The organism is Variovorax guangxiensis (assembly GCF_003952165.1).
Taxonomy (GTDB): Bacteria; Pseudomonadota; Gammaproteobacteria; order Burkholderiales; family Burkholderiaceae_C; genus Variovorax; species Variovorax guangxiensis.
Genome location: NZ_RXFT01000015.1, coordinates 91,967 through 110,820 on the forward strand (window position 1 = coordinate 91,967; position 18,854 = coordinate 110,820).

At 68.1% G+C, this 18,854-nt stretch carries 16 protein-coding genes; 8 read left to right on the plus strand and 8 right to left on the minus strand.

The features are described 5' to 3' along the window. The 5 genes from EJP67_RS27345 to EJP67_RS27370 all read right to left on the minus strand — a co-directional run bounded on the left by EJP67_RS27345 (position 1) and on the right by EJP67_RS27370 (position 4,807). Positions 1 to 1,296 (minus strand): TRAP transporter large permease, encoded by a 1,296-nt coding sequence (locus EJP67_RS27345; RefSeq protein WP_126024884.1) that lies wholly within the window; start codon positions 1,294 to 1,296, stop codon positions 1 to 3. A gap of 146 nt (positions 1,297 to 1,442) precedes the next feature. Further along, entirely contained in the window at positions 1,443 to 1,931 is a 489-nt protein-coding gene (locus EJP67_RS27355; protein WP_126024885.1) for a TRAP transporter small permease, read from the minus strand. Positions 1,932 to 2,073: 142 nt separating this feature from the next. Then, complete coding sequence (locus EJP67_RS27360; protein WP_126024886.1) at positions 2,074 to 3,054, minus strand: TRAP transporter substrate-binding protein; 981 nt, start codon at positions 3,052 to 3,054, stop codon at positions 2,074 to 2,076. A gap of 45 nt (positions 3,055 to 3,099) precedes the next feature. Continuing rightward, on the minus strand, positions 3,100 to 3,990 hold the full coding sequence (locus EJP67_RS27365) for an SMP-30/gluconolactonase/LRE family protein (RefSeq protein ID WP_126024887.1): 891 nt from the start codon (positions 3,988 to 3,990) through the stop codon (positions 3,100 to 3,102). Positions 3,991 to 3,994: 4 nt separating this feature from the next. Next, the gene (locus EJP67_RS27370; protein ID WP_126024888.1) at positions 3,995 to 4,807 is read right to left on the minus strand and encodes an NAD-dependent epimerase/dehydratase family protein; all 813 of its coding nucleotides are present in this window, start codon (positions 4,805 to 4,807) and stop codon (positions 3,995 to 3,997) included. Between the two features lie 238 nt (positions 4,808 to 5,045). Between EJP67_RS27370 and EJP67_RS27375 the strand changes: the two genes are divergently transcribed. From EJP67_RS27375 to EJP67_RS27410, 7 genes are all read left to right on the plus strand, one after another. Then, positions 5,046 to 5,915 carry a FadR/GntR family transcriptional regulator gene (locus tag EJP67_RS27375; protein ID WP_126024889.1) on the plus strand — a complete coding sequence of 290 codons (870 nt, stop codon included), beginning with the start codon at positions 5,046 to 5,048 and terminating at the stop codon, positions 5,913 to 5,915. A gap of 115 nt (positions 5,916 to 6,030) precedes the next feature. Further along, positions 6,031 to 7,038 carry a Bug family tripartite tricarboxylate transporter substrate binding protein gene (locus EJP67_RS27380; protein ID WP_126024890.1) on the plus strand — a complete coding sequence of 336 codons (1,008 nt, stop codon included), beginning with the start codon at positions 6,031 to 6,033 and terminating at the stop codon, positions 7,036 to 7,038. A gap of 51 nt (positions 7,039 to 7,089) precedes the next feature. Beyond that, positions 7,090 to 8,001, plus strand: a complete 912-nt coding sequence (gene kdgD, locus EJP67_RS27385; RefSeq protein ID WP_126024891.1) for a 5-dehydro-4-deoxyglucarate dehydratase — start codon at positions 7,090 to 7,092, stop codon at positions 7,999 to 8,001. 54 nt (positions 8,002 to 8,055) lie between these two features. Beyond that, entirely contained in the window at positions 8,056 to 8,505 is a 450-nt protein-coding gene (locus EJP67_RS27390) for a nuclear transport factor 2 family protein (RefSeq protein ID WP_126024892.1), read from the plus strand. 5 nt (positions 8,506 to 8,510) lie between these two features. Continuing rightward, positions 8,511 to 9,497, plus strand: coding sequence for a Bug family tripartite tricarboxylate transporter substrate binding protein (locus EJP67_RS27395; RefSeq protein WP_126024893.1), 987 nt, complete (start codon positions 8,511 to 8,513; stop codon positions 9,495 to 9,497). A 134-nt stretch (positions 9,498 to 9,631) separates the two neighbouring features. Next, complete coding sequence (gudD, locus tag EJP67_RS27405; protein ID WP_126024894.1) at positions 9,632 to 10,987, plus strand: glucarate dehydratase; 1,356 nt, start codon at positions 9,632 to 9,634, stop codon at positions 10,985 to 10,987. A 94-nt stretch (positions 10,988 to 11,081) separates the two neighbouring features. Beyond that, on the plus strand, positions 11,082 to 12,518 hold the full coding sequence (locus EJP67_RS27410; RefSeq protein ID WP_126024895.1) for an aldehyde dehydrogenase family protein: 1,437 nt from the start codon (positions 11,082 to 11,084) through the stop codon (positions 12,516 to 12,518). A 169-nt stretch (positions 12,519 to 12,687) separates the two neighbouring features. On the opposite strand, the gene EJP67_RS27415 is transcribed toward EJP67_RS27410, so the two are convergent. Beyond that, the gene (locus EJP67_RS27415) at positions 12,688 to 14,241 is read right to left on the minus strand and encodes an ABC transporter permease/substrate-binding protein (protein ID WP_126024896.1); all 1,554 of its coding nucleotides are present in this window, start codon (positions 14,239 to 14,241) and stop codon (positions 12,688 to 12,690) included. A 111-nt stretch (positions 14,242 to 14,352) separates the two neighbouring features. On the opposite strand from EJP67_RS27415, the gene EJP67_RS27420 reads away from it, so the two are divergent. Then, positions 14,353 to 15,435 (plus strand): ROK family protein, encoded by a 1,083-nt coding sequence (locus EJP67_RS27420; protein ID WP_126024897.1) that lies wholly within the window; start codon positions 14,353 to 14,355, stop codon positions 15,433 to 15,435. Positions 15,436 to 15,441: 6 nt separating this feature from the next. Here EJP67_RS27420 and EJP67_RS27425 read toward each other — a convergent pair whose 3' ends face one another. Together EJP67_RS27425 and EJP67_RS27430 are read right to left on the minus strand one after the other, a co-directional pair. Then, on the minus strand, positions 15,442 to 17,199 hold the full coding sequence (locus EJP67_RS27425; RefSeq protein WP_126024898.1) for an Ig-like domain-containing protein: 1,758 nt from the start codon (positions 17,197 to 17,199) through the stop codon (positions 15,442 to 15,444). A gap of 264 nt (positions 17,200 to 17,463) precedes the next feature. Then, positions 17,464 to 18,840 (minus strand): phospholipase D-like domain-containing protein, encoded by a 1,377-nt coding sequence (locus EJP67_RS27430; protein WP_126024899.1) that lies wholly within the window; start codon positions 18,838 to 18,840, stop codon positions 17,464 to 17,466. Between the last annotated feature and the right edge of the window lie 14 nt (positions 18,841 to 18,854).

Here is an 18,854-nt window from a genome sequence, read left to right on the forward strand (position 1 = left end):
TTACTTCACGACCATGAACATACTCGGGAGCCAGGTCGAGAAGGCCGGCACGAAGGTGACCACGCCGAGCGCGAAGATCAGCGCCCCGTAGAACGGCCAGATGGTGCGCATCACCGTTCCCACCGACACCCCGCCGATCGCGCAGCCGACGAACTGGGTCGTGCCCACGGGCGGCGTGTTCAGGCCCAGCGCGCAGTTGATGAGCATCACGATGCCGAACTGCACGGAGGTCATGCCGTACTGCTGCGCGATGGGCAGGAAGATCGGCGTGCATAGCAGGATGGTGGCGGCCATGTCCAGGAAGGTGCCCAGCACGAACAGGATGATGTTGATCAGCAGGAAGATCACCCACGGCGTGCTCGTGACCTGCGACAGCATCTGTCCCGTGAGCTCGGCCACGCCGTACAGGCTGATGAGGTAGCCGAAGGTGCTGGAGATGCCGATCAGCAGCAGGATCACGCCGGTGGTGCGCACAGCCTTCGAGGCCGCCTTGACGAAGTGCTCCCACTTCAGCGTGCGGTACACGAAGATCGTGAGGGCCAGCGCGTAGAGCACCGCCACCGCCGCCGACTCGGTGGCCGTGAAGATGCCCGACAGGATGCCGCCCAGGATCAGCAGCACCACGAACAGGCCCGGCAGCGCCGCCGCGAACGAGCGCGCCACGATGGCCCAGCCCGGGAAGGTGCCGGCGGGGTAGCCGCGCTTGACCGCCACCAGGTAGGCGGCCGCCAGGTTGCTGACGGTGAGCACCGCCGCCGGCAGCAGCGCCGCGAGGATCAGCGCCGCGATCGACACCTTTCCGCCCGCGGCCAGCGAATAGATGATGAGGTTGTGGCTGGTCGGCATCAGCGCGCCGACCAGTGCCGCGTGGGTCGTCACGTTGACCGCGTAGTCGGCGTGATAGCCCTCCTTCTTCATCATCGGGATCATCACGGCGCCCATGGCCGAGACGTCCGCCACGGGCGAGCCCGAGACGCCGCCGAACAGCGTGCAGGCCACCACGTTCGACATGCCGAGGCCGCCGCGCACGTGGCCCACGAGGTCGCGCGCCAGGTTGACGATGCGGTCCGCGATGCCGCCGTAGAGCATCAGCTCGCCGGCGAAGATGAAGAACGGGATGGCGAGGAACGAGAAGATGCCCATGCCCGAGGTCATCTGCTGGAAGCCGACCGCCAGCGGCAGGCCTTCATACAGCAGCGTGGCCAGGGCCGACAGGCCGATGGAGAAAGCCACCGGCACGCCCAGCAGGAGGAAGAGCGTGAACGAGAGGCAGAGAATCAAAAGGGGAATGGTCATGATCTGGCCGCCTCGCCGGTGGTGGGGGCGCTATGGACTGTTCGGGGAATGCCGCGGAACCGGCTTTGCCGGGCCGCAGGCATTGCCCCCTGCAAGGGGGTTGGAGAAGCGACACGAAGCGCGCGAAGCCTGGGGGTGTGCATTCGTTATCCCCAGGCGGGTTCCACTTCGCGGCCTTGGGCCAGGGCGATGATGTGTTCGATGGAGAAGAGGACGATCAGCACGCCCGCGACCGAGGCCGGCACGTACTTCCAGCCCTCGGAGATCCACAGCGTGGGCAGCCGGTATTCCCAAACCGAACCGGCCAGCTCGGCGCAGTTCCAGGCCATGGCCAGGCCGAACAGCAGGATCAGCGCGTGGATGAGGTATTCCATCTTCAGCCGCAGCCAGTCGGGCGCGAGCACGAGGAAGGATTCGAGCCCGATGTGGCCCGCGTCGCGCACGCCCACGGCCACGCCGAGCATGGTGACGTAGAGCACCAGCAGCAGCGCGAGGCTTTCGGCCCAGGTGGGGGTGTTGTTGAGCACGTAGCGGCCGAACACCTGCCAGCTCACGGCGCAGATGACCGCCACGAGACCGAGGATGCCCAACCACATGCAGGCACGGGCGAGCGTGCGGCAGAGTTTGGTGTACATGAAGGTTTTTCTCTGTTTTCTCCCTCCCCCTCTGGGGGAGGGCAGGGGTGGGGGCTAGCGGCGTCCCTATGCCAGCGCCGTCGTGCCCCCATCCCGGCCTTCCCCCAGAGGGGGAAGGAGTTGGTTCAGCAGGGCGGTTCGCTTACTTCGTCTCTTGCACGCGCTTCACGAGGTCCTTGAGCTTCGCGTCGGTGATGAACTTGTCGTACACCGGCTTCATCGCCGCCTGGAACGGGGCCTTGTCGACCTCGATGATCTCGGCGCCGCCAGCCTTCACCGTGGCCAGCGACTTCACTTCGCGCTCTTCCCACTGCTTGCGCATGTAGGGCACCGACTCCTTGGCGGCCTGGCGGATCCAGCCCTGCTCCTCGGCGGAGAGCTTGTCCCACACGCGCTTGGAGAACAGCAGCATCTCGGGCGCCATCGAGTGCTCGGTCTTGCTGTAGTACTTGGCCACTTCGAAGGCGCGCGCGCTTTCATAGGTGGGGTAGTTGTTCTCGGCGGCGTCGATCAGGCCGGTCTTCAGGCCCGTGTAGACCTCGCCCATGGGCATGGGCGTGGCGTTGGCGCCCATGGCCTCGAGCATCGACACCCACAGGTCGGACTGCTGCACGCGCACCTTCAGGCCCTTCATGTCGGCGAAGCTGCGCACCGGCTTCTTGGCGGTGAACATCGAGCGCGCGCCGCTGTCGTAGTAGGCCAGGCCCACGAAGCCCTGCTTCTCGCACGACTTCAGGATCTCTTCGCCGATCGGGCCGTCGAGCACCTTGTGCAGGTGGTCGACCGAGCGGAACAGGAAGGGCATGGTCGGCACCTGCGTCTCGGGGCAGATGTTGTTCATGGGCGCGATGTTCACGCGCACCATCTGCAGCGCGCCGATCTTGGCCTGCTCGATCGTGTCCTTCTCGCTGCCGAGCGCACTGTTGTTGAACACCTTGATGCTGTGCTTGCCGCCCGACAGCGCCTTCAGGCGCTCGCTCATGAACTTCACCGCGGTCACGGTGGGGTAGTCGTCGGGGTGGATGTCGGCCGAACGGAACTCGGTGGCGTGTGCAGCCATGGTGGTCAGCGCGGCTGCGGCGCACGCGGAAATTGCGATCAGGGTCTTCTTGGCGAATTTCATTTGTCTCGTCCTCTGGTTTGGTTTGGTGGTTGTTGAAAAAAGGAATCAGCTGCCGAAGGCCGGCTCGGGCACGCCCTGCGCGCCGGGCCGCAGCGCGAACACGCCGCCGGCCAGCGGCTGGTCCGACAGGTCGATGCCGCCGGGGCGGATCGAGGTGACGAACAGGGTGTCGAGGCCCGCGCCGCCGAAGGCGCACATGGCGGGTTTCTTCACCGGCACTTCGAGCGAGCGGTCGAGCCGGCCGTCGGGCGTGAAGCGGTGCACCAGGCCCGCGTCGTTGCCGCAGATCCAGTAGCAGCCGTCGGTGTCCATGGCGGCGCCGTCGGGGCGGCCGGGCAGGGGCTTCATGTCGACGAAGAGGCGGCGGTTGCCTGGCGTGCCGGTGGCGGTGTCGTAGTCGAAGGCCCAGACGGCCTGCACCGTGGGGTGCGAATCCGAGAGGTACATCGTGCGGCCGTCGGGGCTGAAGGCCAGGCCGTTGGGCACGATGAAGTCGTCGAGGCGCTGGTCGGCCTTCGCGCTGCCGCTGGCGTAGCTGTAGAGGCGGCCGACGCGTGCGCCAGCCGCCATGTCCAGCAGCATGGTGCCGGCCCAGAAGCGGCCCTGGCGGTCGCAGCGGCCGTCGTTGAAGCGCATGGCGGGCGCGGCGTGGTCGACGGAGGCGAGCGGCGCGCAGGCCAGCGTGCCGTCGGCCTGCGGCTTCAGCGAGAAGAGGCCGCTTTCCATGCCGGCGATCCACTCGCCGGGCGCGTCGGCGCGCGGCGCGATGCAGGCGATCATTTCATCGGCCCTCCACTGCGCGTGGCCTTCGCCCGCATGCCAGCGGTTCAGCGTGCGCGCGGGAATATCGACCCAGTACAGCGCCTGCTGCGCGGCATGCCACACCGGGCTCTCGCCGGTGCCGTTGCGAGCGTCGAGGACGAGTTCAGCTTGCATCGCCTCAATCGCCGAATGGCCCCTGTGCAGTGAAGGCGCCGCCCTGGTAGATGGCGTTGGGGTCGGTCGGTGCCACCGGAGGCTGCTGCTCGACCTTGTCGCGGAACACTTTGGAGCTGTCCTGCGCAACGAAGCCCAGGTGCGCGGCGGCGCTGTTGTCCCACCACACGTCGCGATTGTTCGACATGCCGTAGACCACCGTGTGCTTCACGCCGGGGGTGAAGAGCGACTTCTCGATCAGCGTGGTGAGGTCGCGGTAGCTCAGCCAGGTGCTCATCATCCGGCGGTTGGCCGGCTCGGGGAAGGAGGAGCCGATGCGGATGCTCACCGTCTCGATGCCCCAGCGGTCGAAGTAGAACTGCGCCACGTCTTCGCCGAAGGACTTCGACAGGCCGTAGTAGCCGTCTGGCCGGCGTGCGGCATGGGCGTCGATGTGCTCGCTCTGCTTGTAGAAGCCGATCACGTGGTTCGAGCTCGCGAACACCACGCGCTTCACGCCATGGCGGCGCGCGGCCTCGTAGATGTGGAACACGCCCTTGATGTTGGCTTCGAGGATTTCCTCGAACGGCCGCTCCACCGACACCCCGCCCAGGTGGACGATGGCGTCGCAGCCTTCCACCAGCGCATGCACCGCGGCCTTGTCCGAGAGATCGCAGGGCACGGTTTCCTCGTTCGCGCCGGTGGCCGGCGCCAGCGAGGCGATGTCGGACAGGCGCAGCACGTTCGCATAGGGCTTGAGCCGCTCGCGCAGCACCTTGCCGAGGCCGCCGGCCGCGCCGGTCAGCAGGAGGCGGTTCATCTTGTTGTTGTCTGTCATGGTTGGCCGTCCTTGCATGCAGGAGTCATGGTTTCCGAGGGGCTGCCGTCGCGGCGGTTTCGCGGAAGCGACCGGTACGATGCCGGTGAAGCAAGGTCGAGGTCGCTAGGTCGAAAAGGCGCTGCATTTCGGTGCCGTGGAAACCGAAGGCCGCTGGCGGACAAGCCCGCGACGCTTGGGGGTTGAGTGATAAGTTATCTGTTGTCGTACAACTAGTTTGGAGATTATCATCGTGGCCATGGTTCAGACGACTGCGGGTAATCCCTTGGTGTCGGATGCTCCGGCGGAGGCGGGCTCTTCGGCTTCTTCCTTCGTGGGGCGTCCGCGCCAGCGCGCGCGCGGCCTCGCGCACGGGCTGGTGGAAGACCTGGGCGAGAAGATACGCAGCCAGTCGCTGCGGCCGGGCGACAAGCTGCCGACCGAGTCGGCCATCATGCAGGCCTACGGCGTGAGCCGCACCGTGGTGCGCGAGGCGCTGTCCAAGCTGCAGGCCGCGGGACTGGTCGAGACGCTGCACGGCGTCGGCACCTTCGTGCTGCAGCCGCGCACCGGCGGGGTGTTCCGCCTCGATCCGGGCGAGATCGCCGCGTCGGTGGACGTGCTGGCCGTGCTGGAGCTGCGCATCAGCCTGGAGACAGAATCGGCCGGCCTCGCCGCCAGCCGCCGCACCGACGAGCAGCTGGTGGCCATGCGCCAGGCGCTCGACGACTTCGAGCGCAACGTGGTGGCGGCGGGCGACACGGTGGGGCCCGACTTCCGCTTCCACCTGCAGATCGCCGAGTCGACCGGCAACCCGTACTTCGCGGACATCATGCGGCACCTGGGCACCACGCTCATTCCGCGCACCCGCATCAGCGCCATCCGCACGCACGAGGGCGGGGCGCCTTACCTGAGCCGCGTCAACCGCGAGCACGAAGAGATCTACGCGGCCATCGCGCGGCGCGACCCCGAGTCGGCGCGCGCCGCGATGCGCATCCACCTGACCAACAGCCGCGAGCGGCTGCGCATGGCGCAGGAGGCGGCGCAGCAGAAGGCGAAAGCCGATGCATCCGCGGCAGGTGCCGCCGATGCGGCCGTGCCGTCGACCGACGGCGCTTCCTCTCACTGATATTTTTCTTGTCCGCCATGCTGGACAAGTCATCTCTCTAGTTGTACGATGACTGATAACTTGTGCGGCTCGTCGCGCGCAAGGCCATGACGACCATCGAACAACTGGAGGCAGCATGACCATCTCCCGACGCGGCGCACTCGGCGCCGCACTGGCAACCACCCTGGCCGCCAGCCTGCCGGCGCGCTCCTTCGCGCAGGCCGCGGCCGGCGCGCAGGGCGGCACCGGCAACTGGCCCTCGAAGCCGATCCGGATCATCGTTCCGTACCCGCCGGGCGGTTCGTCCGACATCATCGCGCGGGCCATCAGCCAGCCGTTGTCCGAGGCGCTGGGCCAGCCCGTCGTCATCGACAACAAGGCAGGCGCCAACGGCAATCTCGGCGCCGACCTGCTGGCCAAGGCGCCGGCCGACGGCTACACGCTGATGCTGTGCGACCTGGGTGCGCTGGCCATCAGCCCGTCGCTCTACCCCAAGCTGCCTTTCGATCCGTCGAAGGACCTGCGCAGCGTTTCCATGCTGGCCTATTCGCCGCACCTGCTGGTGGTGCACCCTTCGGTGCAGGCGAACACGCTGAAGGAGCTGGTCGAGCTCTCGAAGAAAAGCGATCTCAACTTCGCCGTCACCGCCAGCGGCAGCACCGCGCACCTCGCGGGCATCGAGCTGCAGCGCCGCATCGGCGCCAAGTGGGAGTACGTGCCCTACAAGGGCGGCGTGCAGGCCGTGCTCGACACCGTCTCGGGCCAGACGCAGGTGCTCATGAACGGCATGCTCGCCACCTACCCGCAGGTGCAGGCCGGCAAGCTCAAGCTGATCGCCGTGTCCAAGGCCACGCGCATGCCGCTGATCGGCAGCGTGCCGACCATCGCGGAGCAGGGCGCTCCCGGCTACGAGTCGGGCACCTGGCAGGGCATGGTCGCCGCGCGCGGCGTGCCCGACGCGATCATCAACCGGCTCAACCGTGAGCTGGTGCGCATCATCCGCACCGCCGACATCCGCGCCCGCCTCGCGGGCCAGGGCGCCGAGGTCGTGACCATGACCGCGCCCGAGCAGGACCAGTTCTTCGCCAAGGAGCGCGCGCGCTGGGCCCAGGTCATCAAAGAGGCGAACGTCAGGCTCGACTGACCGGCCTCATCCATCTTTTTCCTTTCCCAAATCTTCACTGGACTCTTCCCGATGAACCCGCAAGAACTCAAGACCATCATGGGCTCCGGCCTGCTCTCGTTCCCGTTGACCGACTTCGACAGCAACGGCGACTTCAACAAGAAGGGCTACCAGCAGCGCCTCGAATGGCTGGCTCCCTACGGCGCGAGCGCGCTGTTCGCGGCCGGCGGAACGGGCGAGTTCTTCTCGCTGACCGGCGACGAGTACCCCGGCATCATCCAGACCGCGGTCGACACCTGCCGCGGCGTGGTGCCGATCATCGCGGGCGCCGGCGGCCCCACGCGCTTCGCCATCCAGTGCGCCCAGGCCGCCGAGAAGGCCGGCGCGCACGGCATCCTGCTGCTGCCGCACTACCTCACCGAAGCCGGCCAGGAAGGCCTGGCCGCGCACGTCGAGGCCGTGTGCAGGAGCGTGAAGTTCGGCGTGATCGTCTACAACCGCGCCACCAGCCGCCTGAAGCCCGACACGCTGGCCGCGCTGGCCGAGCGCAATCCCAACCTCGTCGGCTTCAAGGACGGCGTGGGCGACATCGAGGCCATGGTCGCCATCTACCAGAAGATGGGCGACCGCTTCGCCTACCTGGGCGGCCTGCCCACCGCGGAGGTCTATGCCGCCGCCTACAAGGCGATGGGCACGCCGGTGTATTCGTCGGCCGTCTTCAACTTCATTCCGAAGACCGCCATGGACTTCTACAAGGCCGTCGCCGCCGACGACCTGCCGACCCAGCACCGCCTGCTGAAGAACTTCTTCATGCCGTACCTCGAGCTGCGCAACCGCGTGCCTGGCTACGCGGTGAGCATCGTGAAGGCCGGCGCGAAGATCGTCGGCCACGACGCCGGCCCCGTGCGCGCACCGCTCACCGACCTGAAGCCCGCCGAGATGGAGCAGCTCAAGGCGCTGATCGACTCGCTCGGTCCGCAGTAAGCCGGCACCCGGCGGACGAACCGACCCTCATCACAACAGCGGAGACAAGACGCCATGTTCCTCAAGAAGCTCTTCCTGGTCGCCGCCTCGGCGGCCCTGTTCTCGGCCTGCTCGGTGATGCCCTCGGGCAATGCCGCGTCGGCCGCGCCCGAGGTGGCCGCCGCCGCCGAGCGCCTGCGCATCGCGATGATCGACCCCACCGGCCCCGCGCTCGGCGCGCTGGTGGCCGACGACCTCAGCTACGGCCACTCCGGCGGCAAGGTCGACACCAAGACCAGCTTCATCGCCGACCTGCTCGACGGCAAGTCCGACTTCGTGACCATCGCCATCACCGACCAGACCGTGAAGGTGGTCGACGGCAACACCGCCATCGTGCGCCACACGCTCACGGCCGACACCAACGATTCGGGCAAGCCCGGCAAGGTGGCGCTGAAGATCCTCGGCGTCTGGCAGAAGCAGGGTGGCAGCTGGAAGCTGCTGGCCCGTCAGGCCGTGAGGATCTAGTCCGAATGAAGAAGAGAGTCCTTCTCGGGGCCGCCCTCGCGGCCGCCTCGGTCGCGTTGTTGCCGCTGCCTGCCTCGGCGCAAGCCGATGCATGGCCCCAGCAGAAGCCCGTGACCATCATCGTGCCGTTCCCGGCGGGCGGCTCCACCGACATGGTCGCGCGCACCATCGCGCTGCAACTGCAGACCAAGCTCGGCGGCAGCTTCGTCGTCGACAACCGGCCCGGCGCCACCGGCACCATCGGCACCGGCCAGGTCAAGCGCGCCGCGCCCGACGGCTACACGCTGCTGGTGTCCTCTCTCGGCGCCTTCGTCGTCACCCCGCACCTGCAGAAGAGCGTGCCCTACGACGCGACCAAGGACTTCGACTACATCAGCGTGCCCGTTCAGGCGCCCAACGTGCTCGTCGCGAACGCCGCGCGACCCGAACACACCGTGGCCGACGTGCTGGCGCTGCTGCGCAAGACGCCGGGCAAGGTCTCGTTCGCGAGTTCGGGCAACGGCTCGTCCGACCATCTTTCGGCCGAGCTCTTCTGGCAGCAGACGAAGACCGAAGGCGTGCACGTTCCCTACAAGGGCGGCGCGCCGGCGGTCAACGACCTGCTGGGCAACCAGGTCGACTTCTCGTTCCAGAACGTCAATGCCGTGCTGCCGCACATCCGCGGCGGCAAGCTGCGCGCCATCGCCGTCACGGGCGACAAGCGCTCGCCGGTGCTGCCCGACGTGCCCACGCTGGCCGAAGCCGGCGTGAAGGGCGCCGAGGTCTATTCATGGCAGGGCATGGCCGCGCCCAAGGGCCTGCCGCCGGCCGTGAAGAAGAAGCTGAGCGACGCGGTCATCGCGGCGATGCAGGACCCGGAGACAAAGAAGCGCATGCTCGACCAGGGCCTGGAGATCGTCGCCAGCACGCCCGAGGAATTCACCGCCTTCCAGTTGCGCGAATGGACGCGATGGAAGACATTGATCGAAGCCCGCCACATCACCGCGGATTAATGGCACTCCCCCAGGCTTCGCGCACTTCGTGTCGCTTCGCCTACCCCCTCGCCGGGGGCAACACCTGAGGCCCGGCAAAGCCGGTTCCTCGGTGTTCCCCGAAAAGACCGGCTCGGTTTTGGATTGATTCAACGATGACGCTTTCAGATTCCACTTCGTCGCCGTCAGGCGCCCCCGTCGTCACCGGCATGCGCGTGGTCCCCGTCGCGGGCCACGACAGCATGCTGATGAACCTGAGCGGCGCCCACGGCCCGTTCTTCACGCGCAATCTGCTGATCCTGACCGACAGCGCCGGCCACACCGGCGTGGGCGAAGTGCCCGGTGGCGAGAAGATCCGCCAGACGCTGGAGGATGCGCGCGACCTCATCGTCGGCCAGCCCATCGGCCGGCACAACGCCATTCTCAACAGCATGCGCAGCGCCTTCGCCGGGCGCGACAGCGGCGGGCGCGGCCTGCAGACCTTCGACCTGCGCGTGACCATCCACGCGGTCACGGCCGTCGAAGCCGCGCTGCTCGACCTGCTGGGCCAGTTCCTCGAAGTGCCCGTGGCGGCCCTGCTGGGCGAAGGCCAGCAGCGCGACGCGGTGCAGATGCTCGGCTACCTCTTCTACGTGGGCGACCGCAGGAAGACCGACCTGCCCTACGAGAGCGACCCCGGCGCCGACAATGACTGGTTCCGTCTTCGCCACGAGGAGGCCATGACCCCCGAGGCCATCGTGCGCCTGGCCGAGGCCACGCACGCACGCTATGGCTTCACCGACTTCAAGCTCAAGGGCGGCGTGCTGCGCGGCGAGGAAGAAGTCGAAGCCATCCGCGCGCTGCACGAGCGCTTTCCCAAGGCCCGCGTCACGCTCGACCCCAACGGCGGCTGGCTGCTGCAGGATGCGATCCGCCTGTGCCGCGACCTGCACGGCGTGATGGCCTATGCCGAAGACCCGTGCGGCGCCGAAGGCGTGTTCTCGGGCCGCGAGGTGATGGCCGAGTTCCGCCGCGCCACCGGCCTGCCCACCGCCACCAACATGGTCGCCACCGACTGGCGCGAGATGGTGCACAGCCTTTCGCTGCAGTCGGTCGACATCCCGCTGGCCGATCCGCATTTCTGGACCCTTCAGGGCTCGGTGCGCGTGGCGCAGCTGTGCCAGGCCTGGGGCCTGACCTGGGGCTCGCACTCCAACAACCACTTCGACGTGTCGCTCGCGATGTTCACGCACGTGGCGGCGGCCGCGCCGGGCAAGGTGACGGCCATCGACACGCACTGGATCTGGCAGGACGGCCAGCACCTGACGAAGTCGCCGCTGAAGATCGAAGACGGCTTCGTGAAGGTCCCCACGCGCGGCGGCCTGGGTGTGGAACTCGACATGGATGCGGTCGAAAAGGCGCACCAGCTGTACCTGAAGCACGGCCTTGGGGCGCGCAACGATGCACAGGCGATGCAGTACCTGATCCCGGGATGGACTTTCGACAACAAGAAACCCTGCATGATCAGGTAGAGGCGTAGGCTCCGTTTCTCACATCCCGCAGCCGGAGCCCTCGCTCCGGCTTCTTTCTTTCTTTTTTCATCCATCGAGCAGCAAGGAACCCAAGATGCAGAACTTCGACAACCTCATCGGCGGCGAATGGCGTGCAGGCGCCGGCTACAGCCCCAACGTCAATCCGAGCAACCTGTCCGACGTGATCGGCCAGTACACGCAGGGCGATGCATCGCACGTCGATGCCGCCGTGGCAGCCGCCACGGCGGCCTTCCCGGCCTGGGCCACGGGCAGCGTGCAGGCGCGCTCCGACGCGCTCGACAAGATCGGCAACGAGATCCTCGCGCGCAAGGAAGAGCTGGGCACGCTGCTGGCGCGCGAGGAGGGCAAGACCAAGGCCGAGGGCATCGGCGAGGCCGCGCGCGCGGGCTACATCTTCAAGTTCTTCGCGGGCGAGTGCCTGCGCCTGTCGGGCGAGGTGCTGCCTTCGGTGCGGCCGAACATCGGCGTGGAGATCACGCGCGAGCCCGTGGGCGTGGTGGGCCTCATCACGCCGTGGAACTTCCCCATCGCCATTCCGGCCTGGAAGATCGCGCCCGCGCTGGCCTTCGGCAACTGCGTGGTGCTCAAGCCCGCCGACCTCGTGCCGGGCTGCGCGTGGGCGATCGCGGAGATCATCAGCCGCTCGGGCATTCCGGCCGGCGTGTTCAACCTGGTGATGGGACGCGGCAGCGTGATCGGCAATGCACTGGTCAACCACCCCGGCATCCATGCGATCAGCTTCACCGGCTCGGTGGGCGTGGGCCGCAACATCGCGGTGCAGTGCGTCACCAACCACAAGAAGGTGCAGCTCGAGATGGGCGGCAAGAACCCGCAGGTGGTGCTCGACGACGCCGACCTCGCGCAGGCCGTGGAGCTCAGCGCGCAGAGCGCCTTCTACTCGACCGGCCAGCGCTGCACCGCGTCGAGCCGGCTGATCGTCACCGAAGGCATCTATCCGAAGTTCATCGCCGCCATGAAGGAACGCATGGCGAAGATCAAGGTGGGCGACGCGCTCGCGCAGGGCACCGACATGGGCCCGGTCTCGTCGAAGTCGCAGCTCGACCAGGACATGGAATACGTCGCCATCGGCAAGAGCGAGGGCGCGACGCTGGCGGCCGGCGGCGAACTGCTGAAGCTGGAGACCGACGGCTACTACATGTCGCCGGCCCTCTTCAGCGAATCGGCCGCCACGATGCGCATCAACAAGGAAGAGATCTTCGGCCCGGTGGCGAGCGTGATCCGCGTGAAGAACTACGAGGAGGCACTGGCCACCGCCAACGACACCGAGTTCGGTCTCTCGGCCGGCATCGCCACCACCTCGCTGAAGTACGCCACGCACTTCAAGCGCCACAGCCAGGCCGGCATGGTGATGGTCAACCTGCCGACGGCGGGTGTCGATTACCACGTGCCTTTCGGCGGCCGCAAGGGCTCGAGCTACGGCCCGCGTGAACAGGGCCGCTATGCGCAGGAGTTCTTCACGACGGTGAAGACGGCTTACACGCTGGCCTGAGCTTCGGGGATCGGGATCGGGAGCGGGCAGCCGGACGCAGAGGGCGCGAAGGTTTCGCAGAGGGCGCGAAAGGAATACCAAAAAAATGGTGTTCGGGTTCTTTTGCGACTTTCGCGTAGCTTTGTATTTCTTCTGCGTTCGGCTGTCCGCTCCCGTCTTCGCGACGGCGTCAAGTTGGCATCGACGATGGCGGTGCCCGGCGGCGCCTGCGCATGAGGTATTCGACTAGTTCGAAGACGCCTTCGCTCAGCAGGGCCAGTGCCGCCGCCGGCAGTGCGCCTGCCACCAGCAGTTCGCGGTCGTTGAGGGCCAGGCCGGTGACGATGCGTTCTCCGAAGCCGCCTGCGCCGATGAAGGCGGCGATGGTGGCGGTACCGATGGCGATTGCGGTGGCCGTGCGCACGCCGGCCAGCAGGGTGGGCAGCGCGAGCGGCAGCAGCACCAGGCGAAGGCTCTGCGGCGGCGTCATGCCCAGCGCGGTGCCGGCCAGCCGCAGGCCGTTGGGCACCTCGGCCAGGCCCGTCACCGTGTTGCGCATGATCGGCAGCAGCGAGTAGAGCGTGAGCGCGATCAGCGCCGGCAGCGCGCCGATGGCGCCCAGCATCGAGATCAGCACGGCCAGAAGCGCCAGCGAGGGCACGGTCTGCAGCAGGCTCGCGAAACCCAGCACCACCGCGCGCAGCCGCATGTGCGGAAACACCAGGATCGCGATCGGCACGCCGACGAGGATGGCGATGCCCACCGACAGCGCCACCAGCAGCAGGTGCTGGCGCGCGAGCTTCCACAGGTCGGGGCCGAACAGCTTGGCCGTGAAGCCCCGGCGTTCTTCCTTCGGCTGCGCCTTCGCGTCCTTGCCGCCCGCGCTCGCCAGGAAGTCGCGCGCGATCACGTCGAAGGGCACGCCCTGCAGTTCGGCGCGCGCATTCATCGCGATCATTGCGTGCTCGTCGACCTTGCCTTCGAGCGTCTTCAGCGCGGCCCAGGCCTTGGGCAGCCGCTTGGGCAGGTCGAGCTTGTAGAGCACCACGGCGTCGTAGCGCGGAAAGTATTTCCTGTCGTCCTCCAGCACGCGCAGGCCGAGGTGGTCGATCTTGGCGTCGGTGGTGTAGATGTCGATCACGTCGATCTGCTTCGCGGCCACCGCGTCGTAGGCCAGGCCGTGGTCCAGGCCGGTGGGCGTCTGCGTGAAGCCGTAGCGCCCGGCCAGGCCCTTCCAGCCGTCGGCGCGGCCGATGAATTCGTTCGACAGGCCGAACTTCAGCTCCGGGTGCTTCGCGAGGTCGCTCAGCGTGCGCAGGCCCAGCCGGTCGGCGTCGGCGGCGCGCACCGCGAGCGCATAGCCGTCGTTGAAACCCAGCGGTATCGCCACGCCCAGGCCCATCGGCGCGAGCGCGGCGTTCATCTCCTCGCGCGTGCCTGCCGGCGCGCCCTTGAGGATCTCGAGCGCGATGGTGCCGGTGTACTCGGCATAGAGGTCGATGGCACCGGATCGCAGCGCCTCGTACACGATGGCCGTGTTGCCCAGCCCCTGCCGCACGACGGGTGGCGTGGCCGTGTGTGGCGCCGCCGTCTGCGCCAGCAGCTCGGCGAGGATGTACGACTCGGTGAAGCGCTTGGAGCCGACGCGCAACGTCTCGTCCGCCGCCCGCGCGATGCCGCACAGGGCAATCCAGGCGAGGGCGAAGAGCAGGGCGGCGCGCAGGAGGCTGCGGGGCAGGTGCATCCGGGCCAGTGTATAGACAAGCTCCCGCTGCGCGTACCCGTCGATCTCCTACACGCCCTGGTGTGCGGTGCCGATGGGGCTGGCGGCCGTTCGGGACCACAGTGATCCGCGATGAAGAAAAAGACCCCCAAGACCCAGGCCGCGAAGGATGCCCCGCTCCCCGGCCCCGACGTCCACGGCCTGCGTGAACTGCCCGGCCTGCAGGTGGACGGCTACAGCCTCCAGTTGCGCGACAAGGACGGCTTCGTCGGCGACCAGGCCAGCCAGACAGCCTTCCGCGAACTGCTCGAACACTGGCGCAAGCGCCGCCGCCGCAAGGGCAAGGATCCGCTGGGCAACTCGCATTCGCGCGATCTCGGCAAGAAGGAACTCGACCGCGTGCTGCAGGAGAAGAAGGCGTCGGAAGCCACCGACCTGATGCACGTGGCCATCGAGGAGTTCGCGCAGGAGCTGGCCCAGGTCATCCAGCGCTTCATGCGCCAGCCCTCGTGGAAGAAGGTGCAGCGCATCGTGATCGGGGGCGGCTTTCCAGAGAGCGACGTGGGCGAGCGCGCCATTCTGCAGACCGGCGCAATCCTCGAGGAGCTGGGCGTGCACGTGCAGATCGCGCGCCTCTCGCACGACGTGGACGACGGCGGCCTGATCGGCTGGGTGCACCTGGTGCCGCCGGCCATGCTGAAGGGGCACGACGCGATCCTTGCCGTGGACATAGGCGGCACCAACGTGCGCTGCGGCATCGTGAAGACGCGCCACCGCAAGGCACCCGACTTCTCGCTCGCGAAGGTGGTGCGGCGCGAGAAGTGGCGCCATGCCGACGAAGGCCCCAACCGCGGCGGCATGGTCGATCACATCGCCTGCATGCTCGAGGACATGATCCTCTACAGCGAGCGCAAGAAGATCCGGCTCGCGCCCTTCATCGGCATCGGCTGCCCGGGCCTGATCCGCCCCGACGGCTCCATTGCGCGCGGCGCGCAGAACCTGCCGGGCGACTGGGAAGGCCACGCCTTCCACCTGCCCAGCCAGCTGTGGCGCCGCATGCCGATGATGGGTTCGGGCCCGACGCTGGTGCTGATGCACAACGACGCGGTGGTGCAGGGCCTGAGCGAGTTGCCCTTCATGCGCGACGTGCGGCACTGGGGCGTGCTCACTATCGGCACCGGGCTGGGCAACGCGAGCTTCACCAACCGGGACTGAGCCGCTTCAGAGATCTTCGGCGCGCAGGCCCTCGATGCGCATGCTGGCGGAGGTGCTGGCGATGTTCCCCGCCGCGTCCATGGCGCGCACTTCAATGTTCGCGGCGCCGGGGCGCTTCGGCGTCCATGCGCAGACATACGGCGCGGCGCGCAGCGTGCAGGCGGTCCTGCCGTCGACGACGAACTTCAGCTCGGCCACGCCCACGTTGTCGGATGCGTTGGCGGAGAGCCTTGCGGGCACGCCCACCGGCACGCTGGGCGGCACCGCCAGCGCCACGGCCGGCGGCACGATGTCCGAAGGCGCGTTGACTATCACGTTAGCCGACGCCACGGCCGAATTGCCGGCCGCATCGAGCGCGATCACGCGGATGGTCTGCACGCCGGGCGCACTCGGCGTCCAGCTGCAGGTGTAGGGCGGGGCGGTGAAAGTGCAGATCGGAATGCTGTCGCGGCCCACCACCTTCACGCCGACGATGCTCGCGTTGTCGACCACCGCGGGGGCGATGACGGTGAGCTGCCCCACCGTGGCCATCGACGGCGCCGCCACCGACACGGTGGGCGCAGTGGTGTCGGGGCTGCCGAGAGCGAGGTCGATGGTGAACATCGTCTGCCCGTGCACCGCCTTCTGCTCGAAGGCATCGAAGATGGTGAACCAGGTCGCGCCGGGCGCGCGGTTGGCCGAGCGCGCCTTCACCAGCAGCGTGGTCTTGCCTACGGCGAAGCAGCTGAAGCCGCAGTCCCAGTCGAACTGGTAGCGGCCCGAGGCGTCGGCCACGCCGGTCGCGAGCATCACCAGCGGCTTGCCGGGGCCTGGGTTGCGCCATACCGACACCTGTGCGCCGGGCAGGGCGGCGCCGGTGTCGCGGTCGGTCACGCGCACCTGCGTGGCTGCGGTGCCCGCCATGAATTTCGAACTGCCGAGCTTGGGCCAGTCGGTCCAGTCGGTGTCGATGTTGGCCTTGGTGCCGGCGGTGAAGCGGATCATCTCCAGCGTGGCGACGCGGTTGGCGGCCGGGTCGCGGCGCTGCTCGAAGACGGTGCCCAGCAGCGGGTCGAGGCGCCAGTGCTGGCGGCTCCACCAGTAGCGGTCGCTGTCGCTGGCCAGCGCGAGGTCGGTGACGGGCGCGACGCCGGTGGTGTCGGTCACCGCGACGCTGTTGTAGTACTCGCCCGAGCCCGCGCCGAACACGTGCTCCAGCTCGTGCAGCAGGGTCTTGAGCTGGCGGGCGAGGTAGTCCTTCTCGGTGGACTCGGGCGCGCCCGGCGTGGGGGCGCGCGTCAGGCGCAGCGGGTCGTGGATGGCGATCCAGTTCAGGTTCCAGGCCACGCCCTTCTGCGGGAAGGTCCAGCTCGTGGAAAGCCCGCCGTGGCTGTAGCCGCGGGTGGACTTCGAGACGCACACCACCACCTCGCCGTTGACCAGTCCGCTGTAGCTGCACTGCGGCGCGTTGGCGGGCGCGGTCAGCTGCAGGTCGGCTGAGGGGTCGAAGGAGAAGCTGCGCACCGTCTCGCGCGTGAACACGGTGTTGACGTCGGCCACGTACTGCGCGAGTCGGCGGCCGGCTTCAGCGGGGCCGATGTCGGTGGCCAGTTCGGGATCGACGATGAACTTCAGGCGATGGGTGCTCGGGGCGGCCCGGCCGATCTCGTCCATGGCGGCGAAGGCGGTCGACGGGATTCCGGACAGTGCGAAAAGCGTTGTCGCCAGCATCAGGGCCGGGTTCGCCAGATTCGCCGGGGCGCGCAGCGAGAAGAAAGCTCGCATCGGTTTTCCCCGGGGACCGGGGTGCAAGACTCCACGAACGGCGCTCCGGCGGGGCCCGGTGAAGGGCCGCGCCCGAGCGGGCTACCCCGCCAGGCAGGGGGTGCCGGGAGATCCGCCGGTGCCCGTCCGGTGATGACCCGGCGGGACGTGAAGGTTTGTCAATCCCCGAAACCGGTGGGTATTTTAGTGTGCTTGTTCAATTGGTTTCAAATTTGTTGCATCTGTACATCTTGGATTACAGGCCCCGCTCCGGCCCTTGGGCACCTAGAGCTGGAAAGCAACAGTGAGCAGCAGCCCCTCGGCCACGTCGCGCAGCAGCCCCGGGCGCCGCGCGCGATAGGGCTCGCCGGCCGAAGCCGTGGTTTCGATCCACTCGGCCAGCCATTCGATGTGGTCCTGCCCGTAGAACACGACCGCCGCCTCGTGGTTGAGCAGCAGGCTGCGCAGGTCGAGGTTGATCGATCCGCACATCGCGAGCTCTTCGTCGACCACCACGGCCTTGGCGTGGGCCATGAAGGGCAGCATGCGAAAGCTCACGCCCGCGCGCGCGAGGTCGCGCATGGCGCGTGCGCGCACGAAGTCGGCCAACCGGTGGTTGGAGCGGGCGGGCATCGCGATGGTCACCTGCACGCCCCGGCGCGCGGCCAGCCGCAGGGCATCGCGCAGGCCGTCGCCGGGCACGAAGTAGGGCGTGATGGCGAGGATGCGGTGCTCGGCGCGGAAGCAGGCGTCGATCAGCAGTGCGTGTGCCGTGTCTTCCGTCTGGTCGGGGCCGCTCGGCAAGAACTGGGCCATGGCTGTGCCGGCGCCTTCCGCATCGGGCGCGGTGATGGCTCGCACCTTGCGGCTGCGCACCGAGGCCCAGTCGTGGTCGAACTGGCGTGCCGCCGCGGCCGCCACGCTGCCGCGCAGGTCGAAGGAAAGATCGCGCCAGGCCTCTGGATGCTCGTCGTTGCCGGTGAAGTATTCGCCGGCGAGGTTGCGTCCGCCCGACCACAGCCAGCCGTCGTCGGCGATGGTGAACTTGCGGTGGTTGCGCAGGTTGCGCGGCCCGATGCGGCGCAGGCTGAAGAAGGGGCGGAACACCGCCACCTCGCCGCCCGCCGCGCGCAGCCGGTCGAAGTGATGGCGCGGCAGCGAAAGCGCGCCGAAGCCGTCGAGCAGCACCCGCACCTTGATGCCCTCGCGCGCCCGTTGCGCGAGCCGCTCCAGCACCGCGTGGCCCAGCGGGTCGTCGCCGATGATGAAGGTGCACACGTCGATGCGCTCGCGCGCGCCGTCGATCACCTCCCAAAGCGCCTCCCGCGCGGCCTCGCCGTCGGCATGCATGCGGATCGCGCTGCGCCCAGGCGGCGCGAGGCCGAAGCTCTCGATCAGGTCGGCGGCCCAATGGCCCGGCGGCACCGAGCGCGGCGGCCGGGGCGAGCCCGCCGGGCGCAGCTTGCGCTGGCCGAACAGCAGGTACATCGGCAGGATGAAATAGGGCATCAGCACCAGCCCCATGACCCAGGCGATGGCCGTGGTGGGAGCGCGCTGCTCGCGGCGCGCGCGCGTGGTCAGCACGTAGACCAGCAGCGCGAAAGTGACGACGAGAAAGTGCTGCGAAGGAGAAGGCAGCCAGTCGAACTCTTTGGTCGGCATGGACTGGGATGATG

Bases quoted from the DNA above. Each gene is read 5' to 3' on its own strand.
- EJP67_RS27345 (WP_126024884.1), bottom strand. From the start codon at position 1,296: ATGACCATTCCCCTTTTGATTCTCTGCCTCTCGTTCACGCTCTTCCTC.
- EJP67_RS27355 (WP_126024885.1), bottom strand. From the start codon at position 1,931: ATGTACACCAAACTCTGCCGCACGCTCGCCCGTGCCTGCATGTGGTTG.
- EJP67_RS27360 (WP_126024886.1), bottom strand. From the start codon at position 3,054: ATGAAATTCGCCAAGAAGACCCTGATCGCAATTTCCGCGTGCGCCGCA.
- EJP67_RS27365 (WP_126024887.1), bottom strand. From the start codon at position 3,990: ATGCAAGCTGAACTCGTCCTCGACGCTCGCAACGGCACCGGCGAGAGC.
- EJP67_RS27370 (WP_126024888.1), bottom strand. From the start codon at position 4,807: ATGACAGACAACAACAAGATGAACCGCCTCCTGCTGACCGGCGCGGCC.
- EJP67_RS27375 (WP_126024889.1), top strand. From the start codon at position 5,046: ATGGTTCAGACGACTGCGGGTAATCCCTTGGTGTCGGATGCTCCGGCG.
- EJP67_RS27380 (WP_126024890.1), top strand. From the start codon at position 6,031: ATGACCATCTCCCGACGCGGCGCACTCGGCGCCGCACTGGCAACCACC.
- kdgD (WP_126024891.1), top strand. From the start codon at position 7,090: ATGAACCCGCAAGAACTCAAGACCATCATGGGCTCCGGCCTGCTCTCG.
- EJP67_RS27390 (WP_126024892.1), top strand. From the start codon at position 8,056: ATGTTCCTCAAGAAGCTCTTCCTGGTCGCCGCCTCGGCGGCCCTGTTC.
- EJP67_RS27395 (WP_126024893.1), top strand. From the start codon at position 8,511: ATGAAGAAGAGAGTCCTTCTCGGGGCCGCCCTCGCGGCCGCCTCGGTC.
- gudD (WP_126024894.1), top strand. From the start codon at position 9,632: ATGACGCTTTCAGATTCCACTTCGTCGCCGTCAGGCGCCCCCGTCGTC.
- EJP67_RS27410 (WP_126024895.1), top strand. From the start codon at position 11,082: ATGCAGAACTTCGACAACCTCATCGGCGGCGAATGGCGTGCAGGCGCC.
- EJP67_RS27415 (WP_126024896.1), bottom strand. From the start codon at position 14,241: ATGCACCTGCCCCGCAGCCTCCTGCGCGCCGCCCTGCTCTTCGCCCTC.
- EJP67_RS27420 (WP_126024897.1), top strand. From the start codon at position 14,353: ATGAAGAAAAAGACCCCCAAGACCCAGGCCGCGAAGGATGCCCCGCTC.
- EJP67_RS27425 (WP_126024898.1), bottom strand. From the start codon at position 17,199: ATGCGAGCTTTCTTCTCGCTGCGCGCCCCGGCGAATCTGGCGAACCCG.
- EJP67_RS27430 (WP_126024899.1), bottom strand. From the start codon at position 18,840: ATGCCGACCAAAGAGTTCGACTGGCTGCCTTCTCCTTCGCAGCACTTT.